The organism is Polaromonas aquatica (assembly GCF_050626995.1).
GTDB classification, from domain to species: Bacteria; Pseudomonadota; Gammaproteobacteria; order Burkholderiales; family Burkholderiaceae_C; genus Polaromonas; species Polaromonas aquatica_A.
On the sequence record NZ_CP192467.1, the window covers coordinates 4,070,359 to 4,088,638 of the forward strand.

Consider the following 18,280-nt stretch of genomic DNA (forward strand, 5'->3'; position numbering starts at 1 on the left):
TCAATTCCGTTATCTAGGTCGCGCCCTGGAAGCCCAGGCGGTAAAGGTGGGCGTAAGCGCCGTTGTTCTGGAGCAGCGCCGCATGGCTTCCCTGCTCGACGATGCGGCCGGCGTTCATCATGATGATGCGGTCGGCGTGTTGGATGGTGGACAGCCGGTGGGCGATGATCAGCGAGGTGCGGCCCGCGGCCAGCCGCTGTATGGCTTCCTGCACGGCTTTTTCGGACTCCGTGTCCAGGGCCGAGGTGGCCTCGTCGAGGATGAGCACCGGGGCATCCTTGTACAGTGCCCGGGCAATCGCCAGCCGCTGGCGCTGGCCGCCGGACAGCTGCATGGCGTTGTGGCCGAGCACGGTGTCCATGCCTTGCGGCAGCTCCTCGAGCAGCTGGCCCAGGTTGGCGGCGGCCAGACAGCGCATGACTTTATCCCTGTCGAAGGACTGGCCCAGCGCGACGTTGAAGGCCATGCTGTTGTTGAACATGACGACGTGCTGGCTTACAAAAGCGAACTGCGAACGCAACGACGCAAGGTCCCAGTCCCGCAGTTCGGTGCCGTCCACCTGTATGCTGCCGGCGCTGTAATCGACAAAGCGCGGCAGCAGGCTGGCCAGCGTGGTTTTGCCAGAGCCAGAAGAACCGACCAGGGCCACGGTTTCGCCGGCACGTATCGATAGGCCGATGCCGTCCAGCGCCGGCGGTGCGTCCGGCTTGTAGACCACGCTGACGCCGGAAAACTCGATGTCGCCGGCCACCCTGGCCTTGCTGAAGCTACCGCTGCTTTCATCCTCGATGAGGTCGACCAGGTCCAGCCCGCGCTCGAGCGCCGCCAGTCCGCGCGTGATAGGCGTGGCGCCGTCGGAGAGGCTTTTGATGGGCGCTATCAGCAGCAGCATGGCCGTCACGAAGGCCACGAAGCCGCCCACCGTGGTGGTGTTTTCAGATCCCTGGAGCAGGGCGATGGAGATGACGGCCGACAGGGCCATGGCGGCCAGCACTTGGGTGATGGCGCTCATGCCGGCATAGGCGACGGTGGATTTGATGGACAGCCGGCGCAGCGTGTTGCTCAGCGCCTCGAATCGGGAAGCCTGGCCGGCCTGCGCGCCGTGCAGGCGCACGTCGCGGTGGGCCAGCACGTTTTCTTCGACGACGTAGGCCAGGTTGTCGGTGGCGACCTGGCTTTCGCGGGTCAGGCGGTACAGCCGCCGCGTCAGCAGCTGGATCACCAGCGCGACTGCCGGGAACAGCAGGGAGACGATCAGCATCAGCTTCCAGTTGAGGAACAGCAGGTAGGCCACCAGGGCCGCCAGCGTGAGGACGTCGCGTGCCAGCTTCATGACCGCGTTGATCATCATCGACGAGCCGTTGAACACCTCGTAAACCACGGTGTTGGCGATGGCGCTGGAAGACTGGTCTGCGAACAGCGACAGGCGCGCGCTCAGCAGCTTGCCGAACATCGCCCGGCGCAGGGACTGCAGGCCCTCGTTGGTGACCTTGGCCAGGGCGTACTGCGCCACGAAGCCGGAGATGCCGCGCACGGCGAACAGCAGGATCAGGGCCAGGGGCACCAACCAGAGGTCCAGCGCACCTTTCTGGAAGCCGCGATCCAGCAGGGGCTTGAGCATGGCCGGCACAAAGGGCTCCGTAGCTGAAGCCACGATAGTCGCCCCAACGGCAAGAGCCCAGGCAGCCTTTGATCCTTTAAAATAGGGCCATACGCGCGCAATCCTTCGCAAGAGCGTTAACCTCTTGGCTTCCAGAGGGCCTGATTCTTTGCGTGAGGTGCTCACGCTGGACTACTCCGCGTTTCGGCCGGTAGTACCGGCTCCGGAGTTCTGCTCAGCCCGGCTGCCAGCAGCAAGCCGATGCAGACACAGAAAAAATCACCAATCAACGCATCGTATATCGTCGAGTTGAAAAAACAGGCGACAGCCAAGCCGGTCAGTGCAGATTGCGTAGCGCGCGCGTAGGCTTTTTCGGCCTGCAGTGAGTCCCAGAGTATTGCGCACATCATCGCAACGAGAAGAATAATGCCGGGAATTCCGAGTTGAACTCCCCATTGAAGATATTCCTGGTGCGGGTTCCCGTTACCTGCGATATCTACATGAGAGGGATTCTGCATCTTCTGAAGCCGGTTGTATTGAGTGCTCCAGCTACCGATACCCGCACCCGAAAGAGGATTCTGGGCCACGATTTGAACTGCGCTGCGCCAGAGGCCAAGGCGTAAGCCAGATGACGTTGTCGATACTGTTTCTGCCGAATAGGATTGGACTTCCTTCACAACGAGGGTCAATCGCTCCCGTACTTTCGTCGAACTGAAAAACAACCCCAGAGCGATCAAAAAAGGCAAAAACACTACAACAGCACGGTATTTTCTGGGTAATTCCCACATGATCGCCAGCGAGAGAAGCGCGATGGCTACGACATGCCCGCTACGCCCACTCAAAACAAAAAAGACATTGCACAGAGCGATCAAAGCGACAAAGACAGCGATCTGTTTGCCAAATCTCCCGGGAGCGAGTAGCCGAAGGTGCCAGCAGATCGCCGCAAAGACAGCGCTCATGACACCCTGATCAAGGTAACTGGAAAAGACGGCGTACTCCGTCCGGGCCATATTTGAGGTGGCCCACGGAAGGGGTATCTGCAGAAAGAGCATCCACGAACTGAGTAGAAGGAATAGTTGAGCAGTCAAAAAGGCGCCGAGTGCATAAATCGCTTCAATCCGGCTGCGAATAAGCATCAAGATGAGGGCCAGCAGAAGCAATTTCCCGTACTTCGCTAGCGAGCCCAAGGCTTCAGCCTGCGGCGCGACCGTCCAGATCAGACTTAGCGCAAATGCGGCAAAAGAGACTAATACAGCGATGATTGAGCGCTTGCCTTCGACGGAGTTTTCGCCTCTTGCAGCGAACACGAGAATCGCCAATGCGCAAAGAAACAGCAAGAGCTTGGAGATGCTGATGATCGCCATTGATAGCCCCACCGAGGCAGCGATCACGCAGACTACAGCCAGCCGGAAATTGATGATCTTGTTAGGCAAAATTGTTGCGGGCTCGCTTGAAGGACAGCCCGCATTATCGATGATTCCACGCCTGTTCACGAGGCCAAGGCACGGGAGCCTCTGCTATGCTGTCAGGCCACGAAGCAATGCGGTTTCATAGATAAATTCTCCTGTAGTCTTCCGAATAGGCATTCATTGGCAAGCTTGTCCGTCACCATCATCACCAAGAACGAAGCCTCCAATATGGAGCCCTGCTTGCGTTCGATAGCCTTCGCCGATGAGGTTGTGGTTCTTGATTCAGGTAGCAGTGACGCCACTGTGGCCATTGCCCGTGCCATGAATGCCATGGTTAGTATTAACCAGGACTGGCAGGGATTTGGCGTTCAGAAAAACAGGGCCTTGGCATTGGCCAATTCTGAATGGGTACTGTCACTGGACGCAGACGAAAGGGTGACCCCTGAGCTTCAGCGCGAAATCATCGAGACCCTTAGGGCGCCGAAATTTGATGCCTATTCCTTTCCCCGGCTTTCCAGCTATTGCGGGCAATACATGCGGCATTCCGGCTGGTATCCGGATCGAGTGATCCGGCTGTTTCGGCGCAATACAGCGCACTTCTCCGAGGATCTGGTGCACGAAAAAGTGCTGGTATCTGGAGTGGTAGGTCAATTGAAATCCTCCTTGTTGCACGAAAGCTTCGTAAACCTCGAGTCGGTGCTTGATAAAACCAATCGCTATTCCAGCGCCGGTGCTCAAGCACTGCTACGCAAGGGCAAAAAATCCTCGATTGGTAAGGCGGTTGGCCGTGGACTATGGGCATTTTTCCGAACCTATTTTTTGCGCCGGGGCTTTATGGACGGACGTATGGGACTCGTGCTTGCAATTTCAAATGCCGAAGGTACCTATTACCGTTATTTGAAATTGTGGCTGCTGCAGCGGGATGCAGGCAGGTGAGCGAAAGCTCTTTGATGAAGGTCAGCTTTATTGTGCTGACTTACAACCGTACAGATGCTTTGCTTGCTGTTCTGCGTTCGCTCGCAAAGCAATGCGGGCCGGCGCATGAGGTCATCATTGCCGATGATGGGTCTCGCGCAGACGAGGTCGAAATGCTCCGCAAGGAATGCCCGGCATTCAATTGTCCTGTTCGCCATGTTTGGCATCCCGATACGGGCTTTACGGCCGCCCAGGCACGCAACCTTGGCGCCAGCCTGGCTGTCGCTGACTATCTGGTTTTTCTTGATGGAGACTGTGTTCCCGGGCCGCATTTCGTGGCTGAGCACACCCGCCTTGCCGAACCCGGGTGTTTTATCAATGGAAGCCGCGTACTTATTAGTCAACGTCTGACAGAACGTGTAGTCCGCGGCGCGATTGATTTACCCAGCCTTCCTGTATCGTTCTGGATTCGAGCTTGGCTGAGGGGCGATAGCAACAAATTATTGCACCTCCTGCGCTGGCCATGGCGTTTATTCCGGGTAAAACAGGGCTTTCAGTGGCGGGGCATTCGAAGCTGCAATCTGGGCGTTTGGCGACATGATTTTGTCGGCGTCAATGGGTTTGACGAAACCTTTCAAGGTTGGGGTCACGAGGATGCGGACCTTGTGTTGAGGCTCAGTCACACAGGTATTCGCCGCATAAATGGGTTTATGGGTACGGAGGTATTTCATCTTTGGCACCAGGAAAATAAGCGCGATCATGAGTCCGTCAACAAGGAAAGGGTACTGCAACGTATGAAGACCTCAGTGACCCTTGCGGAAAAGGGGCTCCGTCAAATCGACCCACAGTCATCTATCAAAATAACCCACTTGCATTGATCCCAAAATTTCTATGAGCATTGCACCCTATCTTCGCCGTCGCACCATTGTTGGCATGCTGGCTGCCGGCGCACTTCCTCTGCCAGCGCTAGCGCAATTTCGGGTTGAAGTCTCCGGGGTTGGCTTGACACAGCTGCCCATCGCTGTCGCTGTATTCAAAGGCGAATCCCAGGCGCCGCAAAAAATCGGCGCCATCGTGCGGGCCGATCTTGAGCGCAGTGGCATGTTTCGTCCGGTCGATACCACCGGGCTTGTCGCTGATGAAAATACCCGTCCTGATCTGGCCGCCTGGCGGCAAAAAGGGGCGGATTCAATGGTGACCGGTAGTGTGTCCCCTCTGGCTGATGGCCGTTTTGACGTTCGTCTTCGCCTCTGGGATATCGTGCGTGGTCAGGATCTGGGTGGCCAGAGCTACACGGTGGGGCCAGCGGACCTGCGCCTGTCCGCTCACCGGATTTCGGACTTTGTCTACGAAAAACTCACCGGTGAGAAAGGTGTTTTTTCAACGCGGATCGCTTACGTCACCAAGGCTGCGCAAAAGTACAACCTTTGGGTGGCTGACTCGGATGGCGAAGGAGCCCAGTCTGCCTTGACCAGCCCCGAGCCCATCATTTCGCCGGCCTGGTCGCCCAACGGCTCGCAACTGGCTTACGTGTCCTTCGAGTCCCGCAAGCCGGTGATCTACGCGCACGATGTGGCCAGCGGCAAGCGGCGCCTGCTGGCGAACTTCCGCGGCTCCAACAGCGCACCGGCCTGGTCACCGGACGGCAAGCAGCTCGTGGCGACGCTGAGCCGCGACGGCGGCTCGCAGCTTTATTCGCTGGGCCTTGGCGGAGGCGAACCCAGGCGGCTGACCCAGTCATCGAGCATCGACACCGAGCCGGCCTTTTCGCCCGACGGCCGCTACATCTACTTCGTGAGCGACCGCGGCGGTGCCCCGCAGATCTACCGCATGAGTCCGGGCGGCGGCAATGCCGAGCGCGTCACCTTTACCGGAGGCTACAACATTTCCCCCGCGGTCAGCCCTGACGGGCGCTGGCTGGCCTATGTCTCCCGGGTGGGCGGCGCCTTCAAGCTGCACGTCATGGAACTTGCCACCGGGACGGTCACTCCAATCACCGAAACCACGGCCGACGAGAGCCCGAGCTTCGCACCCAACAGCCGCCTGATCGTCTACGCCACCCAGCAGCAGGGCAGGGAGGCGCTGATGACCACCACGCTGGACGGCAAGATCAAGGCAAAGCTCTCCGGCGCCAGCGGCGATATTCGCGAGCCCGACTGGGGTCCCTTCCAGCGCTGATCGGAAGTGGTCTTTTTTTTCAATCGTCAACCCCGGCCCATTCTTTTATTTTGCAGAGGTACTCCATGAAACGCACCGTTCTTTCCATCATCTCCTCTCTCATCCTGGCGGCCACGCTGACGGCCTGTGGCTCCAACGTCAAGCTCAATGACGTGCCTGTCGAAGACCGCACCGGTCAGACCACGCAGGGCGACCCTTCGGGGGCCAGCGGCCGCGCCGTCGCACCCGTGCAGATCCAGGGAACCGATGCATCGCTCGCGGGCCCGGCAAACGTGGCCAAGATCATCTACTTTGACTTCGACAGCTATGTGGTCAAGCCCGAGTTCCAGGGTGCGATCGAGGCCCACGCCAAGTTTCTGACCGCCAACAAGAGCCGCAAGATGAACATCGAAGGCCATACCGACGAGCGCGGCGGCCGCGAGTACAACCTGGCCCTGGGCCAGCGCCGCGCCGAAGCCGTTCGCCGCGCGCTGGGCCTGCTGGGCGTGTCGGATGCGCAGGTCGAGGCCGTGAGTTTTGGCAAGGAAAAACCGGCGGTTGCCGGCTCCGATGAGGAAGCCATGGCGAAGAATCGCCGCGCTGAACTGAACTACCGCTAAGCCGGATACCGACTGTGAAGACGTTCCGTATTGCCGCGGCCCTTGCCGCCGGCCTGTTCGCGTTCAATGCGCATGCAGGCCTGTTTGAAGACGACGAGGCTCGCCGGGCGATCCTCGATTTGCGCCAGAAGGTCGATGCGGCGCAAGCGCGCACGGCCGAAGAGCTGCGCAGGACCACAGAAGACAACGCCCAGTTGCGCCGTAGTCTGCTGGATTTGTCCAACCAGATCGACGCCTTGCGCAACGAGCTGGCCACCATGCGAGGGCAGAACGAGAACCTCACGCGCAGCGTGGCCGAAATGCAGCGCACCCAGAAGGACCTGACGACGGGCGTGGATGAGCGCCTGCGCAAGTTCGAGCCCGGCAAGGTCAACGTGGACGGCAAGGAGTTTGTCGCCGAGCCCGCAGAGAAGCAGGAGTTCGAAACCGCGCTGGCCACGCTTCGCAAGGGCGACTTCGCGGGCGCGCAAGCCGGCTTCGTGGCTTTCCTCAAGCGCTATCCGCAAACCGGCTATCGGGCTTCGTCCCTGTTCTGGCTGGGTAATGCGCAGTACGCCTTGCGCAACTACCGCGATGCGGTGACCAATTTCCGCGCGCTGGTGACGGCCGAGCCCGACCACATGCGCGCGCCGGAAGCGCTGCTGTCGCTGGCCAACTGCCAGGTAGAACTCAAGGACACCAAGTCGGCCCGCAAGACGCTGGAAGACCTGGTCAAGGCCTATCCGCAGGCCGAAGCGGCTTCTGTCGCCAAGGAACGGCTGGCCAAGCTGAAGTAGGCCGCACCCGGGCGGGCGATCCGGCCTGCCTGGGTATCAAACCATTCTCCCAAGGCATTCGCCTCTAAAATCGGGCGATGGATATCTCAGCACTCAACAGTCTCACGGCCCAGGTTCTCTGGGCCGGTTTTATTCTGGCCATGATTTTTGGCGCAATTGCCCAGCGCACGCACTTTTGCACCATGGGGGCCGTCAGCGACATCGTGAACATGGGCGACTGGACCCGGATGCGCATGTGGGGCATGGCCATAGGCGTGGCCATGCTGGGTTTCTTCACCATGGCCGCGGCCGGCGTCATCGACCCTGCCAAGACGCTTTACGCCTCCAACCGCTTTATCTGGCTTTCGGCCCTGGTGGGTGGCGCGCTGTTCGGCTTCGGCATGGTGCTGGCATCGGGCTGCGGCAGCAAGACGCTGGTGCGCATAGGCGGCGGCAGTCTCAAGTCGGTCGTGGTGTTTGCGGTGATGGGCATCGCTGCTTTCGCCACGCTCAAAGGCATCACCGCCGTGGTTCGCGTGGCCACAGTCGACAAGGTGGCCCTTGATTTCACCGCCAACGCGAGCCTGCCCAACTGGGTGGCCGGCGCTATCGGCATCACTCCGGCCGCCGCCGGCATCGGCCTGGCCATCCTCATCGGCTTGGGCCTGATCGTCTGGGCGTTGTTCGGCGAGGAGTTCCGCCGCTTTGACAACCTGCTGGCCGGCCTGGGCATTGGCGGCGTCATCGCGGCCATGTGGTGGGTCAGCGGGCATCTCGGCTACGTCGCTGAACACCCGGAGACACTGCAGGAAGCTTTCCTCGCCACCAACTCGGGCCGGGCCGAGGCGCTGAGCTTTGTCTCGCCTGTGGCTTACACCGTGGACTGGCTGATGTTCTTCAGCGACAAGAGCAAGGTGCTCACCTTGGGCATCGTGTCGGTATTCGGGGTGGTGGCCGGCTCGGCCGTCTATGCCTTGCTGTCGCGCAGTTTCCGCTGGGAAGGTTTTCGCGACGCGGAAGACACCGCCAACCACCTGGTGGGCGCCACGCTGATGGGCGTGGGCGGCGTCTGCGCCATGGGCTGCACCGTGGGGCAGGGCCTGTCCGGCATCTCGACCCTGAGCCTCACGAGTTTTGTGGCGCTCGCGGCCATCCTCGCGGGTTGCGTGGCGGGATTGAAATACCAGATCTGGCGGCTTGAGCGCGCGGCCTGAGGCGCACATCCTTTCACAGCCCATGACGTCCATCCTTGAAGAACTCCCCGCCGACCTGGAGCGCCGCTTCGGCGGCCTGGCGCGCCTCTACGGCGCAGCGGGCGCCCAGCGCATACGCGAGGCGCACATCGTGGTCGTGGGCCTGGGCGGCGTGGGTTCCTGGGCGGCCGAGGCCGCGGCGCGCAGCGGTGTCGCCAGGCTGACGCTCATAGACCTCGACCACATCGCCGAGTCCAACATCAACCGCCAGGTCCACGCGCTGGACAGTACCCTGGGGCAGGCCAAGGTGCAGGCCATGCGCGAACGCATCGGGCAGATCCATCCGGGCTGCCGTGTGGACGGCATTGAAGAGTTTGTCGATGCCGCCAACTGGCCGGGCATCATGGGTCTGGAAGGCGGCTTTGACCGCAAGCAGCTGGCCGTGATCGACGCCTGCGACCAGGTCAAGGCCAAAACCGCTATGGCCGCCTGGGCCATCGCCAACAAGGTGAGCCTGGTCAGCGTGGGCGCGGCCGGCGGCAAGCGGCTGGCACACCGCGTGGACATCGACGACCTGTCCCTGGTCACGCATGATCCCTTGCTGGCGCAGTTGCGTTACCGGTTACGCAAGGAGCACGGTGCCGCACGCAAAGGCAAGATGGGTGTGGCCTGCGTGTTCAGCCGCGAGGCCGTGCTGCAGCCTGCCGCTGTGGCCCAAAGCGACGGTAGCCTGAACTGCCACGGTTACGGATCGGTGGTCAGTGTGACGTCCACCTTCGGCCTGTGCGCTGCCGGCTGGGCACTCGACAAAATTGCCGCTTGAGTTTTGCGAAGAGCGGAAAAACCACGCTATAATTCAAGGCTTTGCTGCCCTCGAAGCAGTAAAAACCGGAGTGTATTGAAAGATGCGCTCTTGGGACCATAGCTCAGTTGGTAGAGCAGCGGACTTTTAATCCGTTTGTCGTGGGTTCGACCCCCGCTGGTCCCACCAGAATTTCCGGGTTCTTAGCTCAGTTGGTAGAGCAGCGGACTCTTAATCCGTAGGTCGACAGTTCGAATCTGTCAGAACCCACCAGGTACATCAAGGACTTAGCCGCAAGGCTAGGTCCTTTTTTGTTGTTCTGCTGACTGAACTTTTGAACGGCGCCTTTGCAGGTTCAAGCCGAGTAGCCGAGCAAGGGTAACTCCATCTCCGCCTGCTTCGCCACCCGGATACAGTCTTTCATGTGTTCCTCGCCGAGATAGCGGATTGCTGCGTAGCCAACCGCAGCAGAAGCAATCTGTCCGGCCAGCGGCACATACTTGGCCACCTGCTTGGCCGTCAGGCGGACGCCGATCTTTGTTGCAGCCTTGATGACAAGGTCACGGCTGATGAATTTCCCGATGAGCACTGAACCGACCAAAGTGACAGCTTTTTGCACCTGATCGCGTTTCTTCGGCTCCAGCCTGTCGAGCTGTTGCGGCGTCAGGCCGAATTCCCTGTTGATTTCGGGGATGAGACGGGACAGCATGGCTGCGTCCACTGCCCAGTCAAGTCCGGGCACCGGCACAGCGCTGGCTGCCGCCGCCACCATGGCGCGTTTGTTCAGCAGTTTGCGGCTGCGTTGGACGGCGGCCTCAAGTGCCGCGTTGTCCGCGGCCATGTGCAAGGCGGAAGGCATCGATCGACCCCTTTCAGAACAAACTCCCCTGACGGCGTGATTGCTGCCGAGGGGCTTTCATCACTTTACACCGCAGTGGTCTCGATCTGTTCGGTCAGCTCGAGCCACCGTTCTTCCAGCATGTCTATTTCACCTTCGATCACTTTGAGGCGCTTGCCGGTCTGGGCGATCTCCGCTGGCGCGGTGGTGGTAGTCAACAGGCCCTGCAGGCTGTCACGTTCAGTCGTCAGCGCCTTCATCCGCAGGTCAATTTTTTCGATTTCCTTGCGCAGCGGCTTGGTCGCCTCGGCTTGCTGCTGGCGGCGTTGTGCGTCGAGCTTGCGCTGTTCTGGCGTTTCGCGCGGCAGGGGTTTCTTTTCTTCGGTTGCCGCAACCGGCACAGCGGACTTGGCCGCAGTGGCCGGAACGGCGCCGCCCGTTTTCCTGGCTTCCTCGCGCTGGCGCTTGGCGTGGTCGAGCAGGTATTTCTGGTAATCGTCCAGGTCCCCGTCAAAGGGCGCGACGCCCCCTTGCGACACCATCCAGAACTCGTCGCAGACGGCGCGCAGCAAGGCGCGATCATGGCTGACCAGCATCACGGTGCCTTCAAATTCGTTAAGCGCCATCGACAGTGCCTCGCGAGTGGCCAGGTCCAGGTGGTTGGTCGGCTCATCGAGCAGCAGCAGGTTGGGGCGCTGCCAGACGATCATGCACAGCACCAGACGGGCTTTTTCGCCGCCGCTCATGCTGCCCACGGCCTGCTTGACCATGTCGCCGCCGAAATTGAAATTGCCCAGGAAGCTGCGCAAGTCCTGCTCACGCGTGGGCTGGTTGCCCATCTTGCCGGCGGCCGTGACTTCCTTGACCAGGCGGATCATGTGCTCCAGCGGGTTGTCGGCGGGGCGCAGCACGTCCAGCTCTTGCTGGGCGAAGTAGCCGATGTTCAGGCCCTTGCCTTCAATCATCTCGCCTTCGATGGGCGTCAGTGCGCGGGCCACGGTTTTCACCAGCGTCGATTTGCCCTGGCCGTTGGCGCCCAGAATGCCGATGCGCTGGCCGGCCAGCACCGACTTGCTGACGTTTTGAACAATGACGGTGGGCGGTGTGCCGGCTGGCGCGTCTTCGGGGGCGGGATATCCGAAGTAGGCGTTCTGCATCGACAGCATGGGATTGGGCAGGTTGGCCGGTTCCTTGAATTCGAAGGTGAAGTCGGCTTCCGCCAGCAGCGGCGCGATTTTCTCCATGCGGTCCAGCGCCTTCACGCGGCTTTGCGCCTGCTTGGCCTTGCTGGCCTTGGCCTTGAAGCGCGCAATGAACTTCTGCAGGTGCGCGATCTTGTCCTGCTGCTTGGCAAACGCGGTTTGCTGCAGCGCCATCTGCTCGGAGCGCAGATCTTCGAACTTGCTGTAGTTGCCGCCGTAACGGGTCAGCTTGGCGCTTTCGATGTGCACCGTCACGTCGGTCACAGCGTCGAGGAATTCGCGGTCATGGCTGATGACCAGCATGGTGCCCTGGTATTTTTTCAGCCAGGCTTCCAGCCAGACCAGCGCGTCCAGGTCCAGGTGATTGGTGGGTTCGTCCAGCAGCAGCAAATCAGACGGGCACATCAGCGCCCGCGCCAGCTGAAGGCGCATGCGCCAGCCGCCGGAAAAGCTGTTAACCGGGTTATCCAGCTCGCTGACCTTGAAGCCCAGGCCCAGAATCAGTGCCTGCGCGCGTGCCTGTGAGTCGTGCGCACCGGAATCGTACAGTTCCATGTAGGCGTGCGCCATGCGGTCGCCGTCACCGCTTTCCTCGGCGGCCGTCACCTCGGCTTGCGCAGCCATCAGCACCACATCGCCCTCGATTACATAGTCGGTAGCGCTTTGCTCGGTTTCCGGCATGTCCTGCGCCACCTGCGCCATGCGCCACTGGGTGGGAATCGAGAACTCGCCGCCGTCCTCATGCAGTGTGCCGTTGAGCATGGCAAACAGCGAGGACTTGCCCGCACCGTTGCGTCCCACCAGGCCGACGTTCTCGCCAGGGTTGAGGGTGACAGACGCGCTGTCCAGAATCACTTTGGCGCCGCGGCGCAGCACGACGTTTTTAAGGGTAATCATTGAATAAAAGCTTCAGGAAAAGTAGTCGGGCGGCGGGAGCGGTACACACGCTTGCCATGCAAGCGCTGCGCCAGGCATTCAGGCCGGGGGCCCTGAGCGTCGGCTCAGGCCAGTTGTTCGCGGGTGAGCAGTAAAACCTGGTCGGCGCCCGAGCTGGTTTCAAACCACAGCGGCTCAAGCGCCGGGAAGGCGCGCTCGAAATTTTCGCGCTCATTGCCGATTTCCAGCACCAGCACCGCATTTTCGCTCATATGGCGTGCGGCGTTTTGAAAAAGGTCTCGAATAAAGTCCATGCCGTCGGTGCCGCCGTGCCGGTTGCCGTCCAGCGCCAGGCCGGGCTCAGCGCGAAATTCAGCCGGCAGGGCCGCCATGCTGGCCGTGTTGACGTAAGGCGGGTTGCACAGAATCAGGTCATAGAGACCGGGGCAAGCCGCCAGTCCGTCGGATTCAATCAGCGTGATCCGGCCGTCCAGGTGATGGCGGTCCACATTGATGCGCGCCACCTCCAGTGCATCCAGGCTGATGTCGGCGGCGTCCACTGTCACGTCGGGGTAGGTAATGGCCGCCAGCACGGCCAGGCTGCCGTTGCCGGTGCACAGGTCCAGCACGCGGTGGGTGTGCTCGCCCAGCCAGGGGTCGATGCTCGCGTCGGCCAGCAGTTCGGCAATCAGCGATCGCGGAATGATCACACGCTCGTCCACATAAAAGGGCAGGCCCATCAGCCAGGCTTCATTCGTCAGGTAGGCGGCCGGTTTGCGGGTTTTGATGCGTGCTTCCAAAAGCATAGCAATCTGCGCCTGTTCTTCCTGGGTTACAGGCCGATTTTCTACTGAATCGAGGTCGTCCAGCGGCAAACCCAGCTTCCACAGTACCAGCCAGGCGGCTTCATCAAACGCGTTGGTCGTTCCCTGCCCAAAACCGTCTGAATAGCTCAGGCCTGCGGCTTCCAGTTGGGCAGCCGACTCTTCGACGAGTGCAAGTACCGTTAAAGGCACTGGGGCAGTGGCCCTGTTCATGCTGCCGCGAGCCGTTCCAGCACGCCCTTGTAGATGTTCTTGAGCGGGTCGAGCGAGCTCACCAGCACGTGTTCATTGATCTTGTGGATGGTGGCGTTAATGGGGCCGAACTCAATGACCTGGGGGCAGATCTTGGCGATGAACCGGCCGTCGCTGGTGCCGCCGGTGGTCGAGAGCTCGGTTTGCAGGCCGGTTTCAGCCTGAATCGCACCGCGCACGGCGTCGACCAGCGTGCCGGGCGTGGTCAAAAAGGGCAGGCCGCCCAGGGTCCATTTCAGGTCGTACTCAAGCTGATGCCGGCTGAGCACCGCCTGCAGGCGGTGCTGCAGGCTTTCGGGTGTGGATTCGGTGCAGAAGCGGAAGTTGAAGTCCACCACCAGTTCGCCCGGGATGACGTTGGAGGCGCCGGTACCGCCATGGATGTTGGACACCTGCCAGCTGGTGGCCGGAAAGAACGCATTGCCCTTGTCCCATTCGGTGGCTACCAATTCAGCCAGCGCCGGCGCAAACAGATGAATCGGGTTCTTGGCCAGGTGTGGGTAGGCGATGTGGCCCTGTACGCCCTTGATGGTGAGCTTGCCGCTCATCGTGCCGCGGCGGCCGTTTTTGATCATGTCGCCAAGTTTGTCGACCGAGGTTGGTTCGCCCACGATGCAGTAATCGAGCACCTCACCTCGTGCTTTGAGTTGCTCACACACCACGACCGTGCCGTCTACGGCCGGGCCTTCCTCATCGCTGGTGATCAGGAAGGCGATCGACAGGGCCGGGTCGGGGTTGGCAGCCAGGAATTCTTCAACCGCCACCACCATGGCCGCGATGGAGGTCTTCATGTCGGCGGTGCCGCGGCCGTACATTTTTCCGTCGCGGTGGCTGGGGGTAAACGGGTGGCTGTGCCACTGGTCGAGGGGGCCGGTCGGTACGACGTCTGTATGGCCGGCGAATACCAGTGTTTTGGCGGCTGGGGCGTTACCATTTGCTATCAATTCAGGAGCTACTTGTTCAGTATCTGCCTGGGATGGAGGCCTAGAACCCTTAAAATTTCCTTGCCGCTTGGCCCACAGGTTGGTGACGCGAAAGTTCTCGGGGCCGCTCACGATGGTTTCGCATCGAAACCCCAAGGGGGCCAGCCGTGCAATCAGCATGGCCTGGCAGTCGGCGTCCTCAGGTGTGACGGAAGGACGGGAAATCAGCTGTTCGGCGAGATGCAGGGTTCGGGACATGTCGTTTGGGGCCTGTTAACACTATGTTTACAAATGCGAATGGGGTGAAAACAGCGCCAATCAAGGCGTGCGACGAATCCCAGATCGGGAGTCTGGGTGAGGAGCGCAACGCGGAGTGGCTCTGGTTTCGCCCCATTCCCTCCGGGTTGCGGTCAAAAAGGCCCTGCGCGGCGTTGCAAAGCCTTGACGGGGTTCACCCCGCCTGCTTTTTGCGCCTTGCTCAAGGCCTTTTTGACTCGCAACGCATCTTGCAAACATAGTGTTAACAGGCCCCGGGGTTCAAGTCGGCCCGAAAACGAGCGCGGCCGTGTTTTAGTGTTTCACGTCCAGCGTGATTTCCGTGAAGGACGGTTCGTCATCCGGGTCCTCTTCAGGCTCCAGTGTCTTGGCCTTGATGGCGAAGTCATTTTCCAGCCGCCACATCAGGTTGGTCGGCGAGTCGGCGTAGAGAACACCTTCCTTGCGGGTGACGGTGCCAGCCACGATCAGCTTGGCGATGTCCTGCTCGAAGGTCTGTGAACCTTCGGCCATGGATTTTTCCATCGCTTCCTTGACGCCTGAAAAATCGCCTTTTTCGATCAGCTCGGAGATCAGCTTGGTGTTAAGCATGACTTCTACCGCCGGCGTGCGGCCGCCGTCCTGGGTACGCAGCAGGCGCTGCGACACGATGGCCTTGAGCGCCGCGCCCAGGTCGCCCAGCATGGTGCTGCGCACTTCCACCGGGTAAAAGCTCAGGATCCGGTTCAGTGCCTGGTAGCTGTTGTTCGCGTGCATGGTGGCCAGGCACAAATGGCCCGACTGGGCATAGGCAATGGCCGCCGACATGGTTTCGCGGTCGCGGATTTCACCGATCAGGATGACGTCAGGCGCTTGCCGCAGCGCGTTCTTCAGCGCCACCTGCAGCGACTGCGTGTCGCTGCCGACTTCACGCTGGTTGACCACCGATTTCTTGTTGGTGAACAGAAATTCGACCGGGTCTTCGATGGTAAGGATGTGACCCAGCGTTGTCTCGTTGCGCAAATCAATCATGGAGGCCAGCGTGGTGCTTTTGCCGGCGCCGGTGGAGCCCACCATCAGCAGCAGGCCGCGCTTTTCCATGATCAGGTCGGCCAGGATGGGCGGCACATTCAGGCTTTCCAGAGGCGGGATTTCGCTGGGGATGTAGCGTATTACGGCTGCATAGGTGCTGCGCTGCTTGAATCCGCTGATACGGAAGTTGCCCAGGCCGGCAATCGGCAGCGCCATGTTGAGCTCGCCCATTTCCTCCATCTCTTCTATGCGCTCGGGCGGCAGCACTTCAGCCAGCAGGTTGCGCGGCGCCTCCGGCGGCAGGATCTGCGCGTTGATCGGGATAGCCTGGCCGTTGATCTTGATCAGGGCGGGCGAATGCGCCGACAGGTAGACGTCCGACGCCTTTTTGTCCACCATCAAACGCAGGATTCTTTCCATCGTGCTCATAGTCCGCTCCCAGTCATTTCAATATATGCAGTCGAGCCAAAAGGCAGTGTTTAGTCACGGAGCAGGTCGTTCAGGCTGGTGGTAGAGCGCGTCTTGGCGTCCACGCGCTTGACGATCACCGCGCAGTACATGCTGTACTTGCCGCCGGCCTTCGGCAGGTTACCCGACACCACGACGGAGCCGGCAGGCACGCGGCCGTAGGTGACGGTGTCGGCTTCGCGGTCGTAAATCGGCGTGCTCTGGCCGATGTAGACGCCCATGGAGATCACCGAGTTTTCTTCGACGATCACGCCTTCGACCACTTCGGAGCGTGCGCCGATAAAGCAGTTGTCTTCAATGATGGTCGGGTTGGCTTGCAGAGGCTCGAGCACGCCGCCCAGACCCACGCCGCCGGAGAGGTGCACGTTGTTGCCGACCTGCGCGCAGCTGCCCACGGTGGCCCATGTGTCGACCATGGTGCCTTCGCCGACCCAGGCGCCGATGTTGACGTAGCTGGGCATCAGGATCGCGCCCTTGGCGATAAAGCTGCCGCGGCGCGCCACGGCCGGGGGCACCACGCGCACGCCGGTTTCACGCATTTCAGCTTCGCTCAGGTGCGCAAACTTGGTCTTGACCTTGTCGAAAAAACCCAGGTCGCCGGCACGCATGAGTTCGTTGTCCTGCAGGCGAAAGCTCAGCAGCACCGCCTTCTTGATCCACTGGTGCGTCGTCCACACGCCCACGCTTTCGCGGGTGGCCACGCGCAGCGAGCCGTTGTTCAGCTGGGAGATCGTTTGCTCCACGGCTTCCACGATGTCTTTGGGCGCCGATTTGGGCGACAGGCTGGCGCGGTCTTCCCAGGCGGCGTCAATGGTTTGCTGGAGCGCTTGCAGGTTGGCTTGAGTCATGAGAATGCTTTTTCAGTGAACTTTGGATTGGATGAACTGGACGATGCGCTCTGCGGCCTCTACACATTCGGCGGTTTCTGCCACCAGCGCCATGCGGATTCTGCCGGCGCCGGGGTTGTGCCCCTGCGCATCGCGTGCCAGGTAACTGCCCGGCAACACCACGACATTGTAAAGAGCGAGCAGCTCGCGCGAGAACGCGGTGTCTGAACCTCTGAAGACTTCGGGGATTGCGGCCCACAAATAGAAGCCCGCGTCGGGCAGGACAACGTCCATCACGGCCGACAGCATGGGGGTGACTTTGGCGAACTTTTCGCGGTACATGGCGCGGTTGTCCACCACGTGCTGCTCGTCGTTCCAGGCGGCGATGCTGGCCGCCTGCACGATGGGGCTCATGGCGCTGCCATGGTAGGTGCGGTAGAGCAGAAACGGTTTGATCAAGGCCGCATCACCCGCGACAAAGCCGCTGCGCAGGCCCGGCACATTGCTGCGCTTGGAAAGGCTGGTGAGGGAAATCAGGTTCTTGAAGTCAGGCCGGCCCAGTTCCGCTGCGGCCTGCAGTCCGCCCAGGGGCGCTTCATCTCGAAAGTAAATCTCGCTGTAGCACTCGTCCGAGGCAATGACAAAGCCGTAACGGTCGCTGAGTTCAAACAGCAGCTTCCATTCGTCCAGCGATATCACCGCGCCGGTGGGGTTGCCGGGGGAACAGACAAACACCAGCTGGGTTTTGGCCCAGACTTCGGCCGGCACGGCCGCCCAGTCGATACCGAAGTTGCGCGCCGGCACGCTGGGTGCAAACCAGGTCTGGACGCCTGCCAGCAGGGCCGCGCCCTCGTAAATTTGATAGAACGGGTTCGGGCAAACGACTGTGGCGCCGGGTTTGCTGGCGTCCAGCACGGTTTGCGCCAGTGAAAAGAGTGCCTCGCGCGAGCCGTTGACGGGAAGGATTTGCGTGGCAGGATCCAGCTTCAGGCCGTAGCGGCGGGCCATCCAGTCGGCCATGGCCTGGCGCAATTTGGGCTCACCCAAGGTGCCGGGGTAGCTGGCCAGGCCACCCAGGCTGGCTGTCAGGGCGTCCTTGACGAGCTGGGGCGTGGCATGGCGGGGTTCGCCAATGCCCAGGCTGATGGGTTTGTAGGCAGGGTTGGGGGTGACGTCGGCGTGCAGTTGGCGCAGCCGCTCAAAAGGGTAGGGCTGGAGGCGTGAAAGCAGGGGATTCATACCCGGATTATCCAGCCTTGCCCAGCCGTGCCGCCGCGGGTTGGGTTTGTGGTTGCCTGGGCTTCCCAGTTGTTGCTACTAAATCAATAGCAA

General features: G+C 60.9%; 16 protein-coding genes and 2 tRNA genes. 9 read left to right on the forward strand and 9 right to left on the reverse strand.

What is annotated here, in order from left to right:
- Positions 1-13 precede the first annotated feature (13 nt).
- Positions 14-1,756 (reverse strand): lipid A export permease/ATP-binding protein MsbA, encoded by a 1,743-nt coding sequence (gene msbA / locus ACQ4MS_RS19500; RefSeq protein WP_431099630.1) that lies wholly within the window; start codon positions 1,754-1,756, stop codon positions 14-16.
- Positions 1,757-1,782: 26 nt separating this feature from the next.
- Positions 1,783-3,093, reverse strand: a complete 1,311-nt coding sequence (locus tag ACQ4MS_RS19505) for an O-antigen ligase family protein (protein ID WP_431096320.1) — start codon at positions 3,091-3,093, stop codon at positions 1,783-1,785.
- A 96-nt stretch (positions 3,094-3,189) separates the two neighbouring features.
- Here ACQ4MS_RS19505 and ACQ4MS_RS19510 point away from each other — a divergent pair, with 96 nt between their 5' ends.
- From ACQ4MS_RS19510 to ACQ4MS_RS19550, 9 genes are all read left to right on the forward strand, one after another.
- On the forward strand, positions 3,190-3,945 hold the full coding sequence (locus ACQ4MS_RS19510; RefSeq protein WP_431096321.1) for a glycosyltransferase family 2 protein: 756 nt from the start codon (positions 3,190-3,192) through the stop codon (positions 3,943-3,945).
- Between the two features lie 14 nt (positions 3,946-3,959).
- A complete protein-coding gene (locus tag ACQ4MS_RS19515) occupies positions 3,960-4,802 on the forward strand; it encodes a glycosyltransferase family 2 protein (RefSeq protein WP_431096322.1) in 843 nt (280 codons plus the stop codon).
- Between the two features lie 13 nt (positions 4,803-4,815).
- On the forward strand, positions 4,816-6,102 hold the full coding sequence (gene tolB / locus ACQ4MS_RS19520; RefSeq protein WP_431096323.1) for a Tol-Pal system beta propeller repeat protein TolB: 1,287 nt from the start codon (positions 4,816-4,818) through the stop codon (positions 6,100-6,102).
- Between the two features lie 65 nt (positions 6,103-6,167).
- Positions 6,168-6,701 carry a peptidoglycan-associated lipoprotein Pal gene (pal, locus tag ACQ4MS_RS19525; protein ID WP_431096324.1) on the forward strand — a complete coding sequence of 178 codons (534 nt, stop codon included), beginning with the start codon at positions 6,168-6,170 and terminating at the stop codon, positions 6,699-6,701.
- A gap of 14 nt (positions 6,702-6,715) precedes the next feature.
- Complete coding sequence (ybgF, locus tag ACQ4MS_RS19530) at positions 6,716-7,477, forward strand: tol-pal system protein YbgF (protein ID WP_431096326.1); 762 nt, start codon at positions 6,716-6,718, stop codon at positions 7,475-7,477.
- A 77-nt stretch (positions 7,478-7,554) separates the two neighbouring features.
- Positions 7,555-8,670 (forward strand): YeeE/YedE family protein, encoded by a 1,116-nt coding sequence (locus ACQ4MS_RS19535; RefSeq protein WP_431096328.1) that lies wholly within the window; start codon positions 7,555-7,557, stop codon positions 8,668-8,670.
- Between the two features lie 22 nt (positions 8,671-8,692).
- Entirely contained in the window at positions 8,693-9,472 is a 780-nt protein-coding gene (locus ACQ4MS_RS19540) for a tRNA threonylcarbamoyladenosine dehydratase (protein WP_431096330.1), read from the forward strand.
- A 92-nt stretch (positions 9,473-9,564) separates the two neighbouring features.
- Positions 9,565-9,640, forward strand: a tRNA-Lys gene (locus ACQ4MS_RS19545).
- Between the two features lie 8 nt (positions 9,641-9,648).
- Positions 9,649-9,724, forward strand: a tRNA-Lys gene (locus tag ACQ4MS_RS19550).
- 82 nt (positions 9,725-9,806) lie between these two features.
- On the opposite strand, the gene ACQ4MS_RS19555 is transcribed toward ACQ4MS_RS19550, so the two are convergent.
- The 7 genes from ACQ4MS_RS19555 to dapC form a co-directional block, all read right to left on the reverse strand.
- Complete coding sequence (locus ACQ4MS_RS19555) at positions 9,807-10,310, reverse strand: hypothetical protein (RefSeq protein ID WP_431096331.1); 504 nt, start codon at positions 10,308-10,310, stop codon at positions 9,807-9,809.
- Between the two features lie 65 nt (positions 10,311-10,375).
- Positions 10,376-12,388 carry an ABC-F family ATP-binding cassette domain-containing protein gene (locus ACQ4MS_RS19560; RefSeq protein ID WP_431096333.1) on the reverse strand — a complete coding sequence of 671 codons (2,013 nt, stop codon included), beginning with the start codon at positions 12,386-12,388 and terminating at the stop codon, positions 10,376-10,378.
- 104 nt (positions 12,389-12,492) lie between these two features.
- Positions 12,493-13,404, reverse strand: a complete 912-nt coding sequence (prmB, locus tag ACQ4MS_RS19565) for a 50S ribosomal protein L3 N(5)-glutamine methyltransferase (RefSeq protein ID WP_431096334.1) — start codon at positions 13,402-13,404, stop codon at positions 12,493-12,495.
- A complete protein-coding gene (dapE, locus tag ACQ4MS_RS19570) occupies positions 13,401-14,624 on the reverse strand; it encodes a succinyl-diaminopimelate desuccinylase (RefSeq protein ID WP_431096335.1) in 1,224 nt (407 codons plus the stop codon). The genes prmB and dapE overlap by 4 nt, the downstream gene beginning before the upstream one ends.
- A gap of 312 nt (positions 14,625-14,936) precedes the next feature.
- A complete protein-coding gene (locus tag ACQ4MS_RS19575; RefSeq protein ID WP_431096336.1) occupies positions 14,937-16,082 on the reverse strand; it encodes a PilT/PilU family type 4a pilus ATPase in 1,146 nt (381 codons plus the stop codon).
- Between the two features lie 50 nt (positions 16,083-16,132).
- On the reverse strand, positions 16,133-16,969 hold the full coding sequence (gene dapD, locus ACQ4MS_RS19580) for a 2,3,4,5-tetrahydropyridine-2,6-dicarboxylate N-succinyltransferase (protein WP_431096337.1): 837 nt from the start codon (positions 16,967-16,969) through the stop codon (positions 16,133-16,135).
- Positions 16,970-16,981: 12 nt separating this feature from the next.
- The gene (gene dapC, locus ACQ4MS_RS19585; RefSeq protein ID WP_431096339.1) at positions 16,982-18,187 is read right to left on the reverse strand and encodes a succinyldiaminopimelate transaminase; all 1,206 of its coding nucleotides are present in this window, start codon (positions 18,185-18,187) and stop codon (positions 16,982-16,984) included.
- Positions 18,188-18,280: the final 93 nt, after the last annotated feature.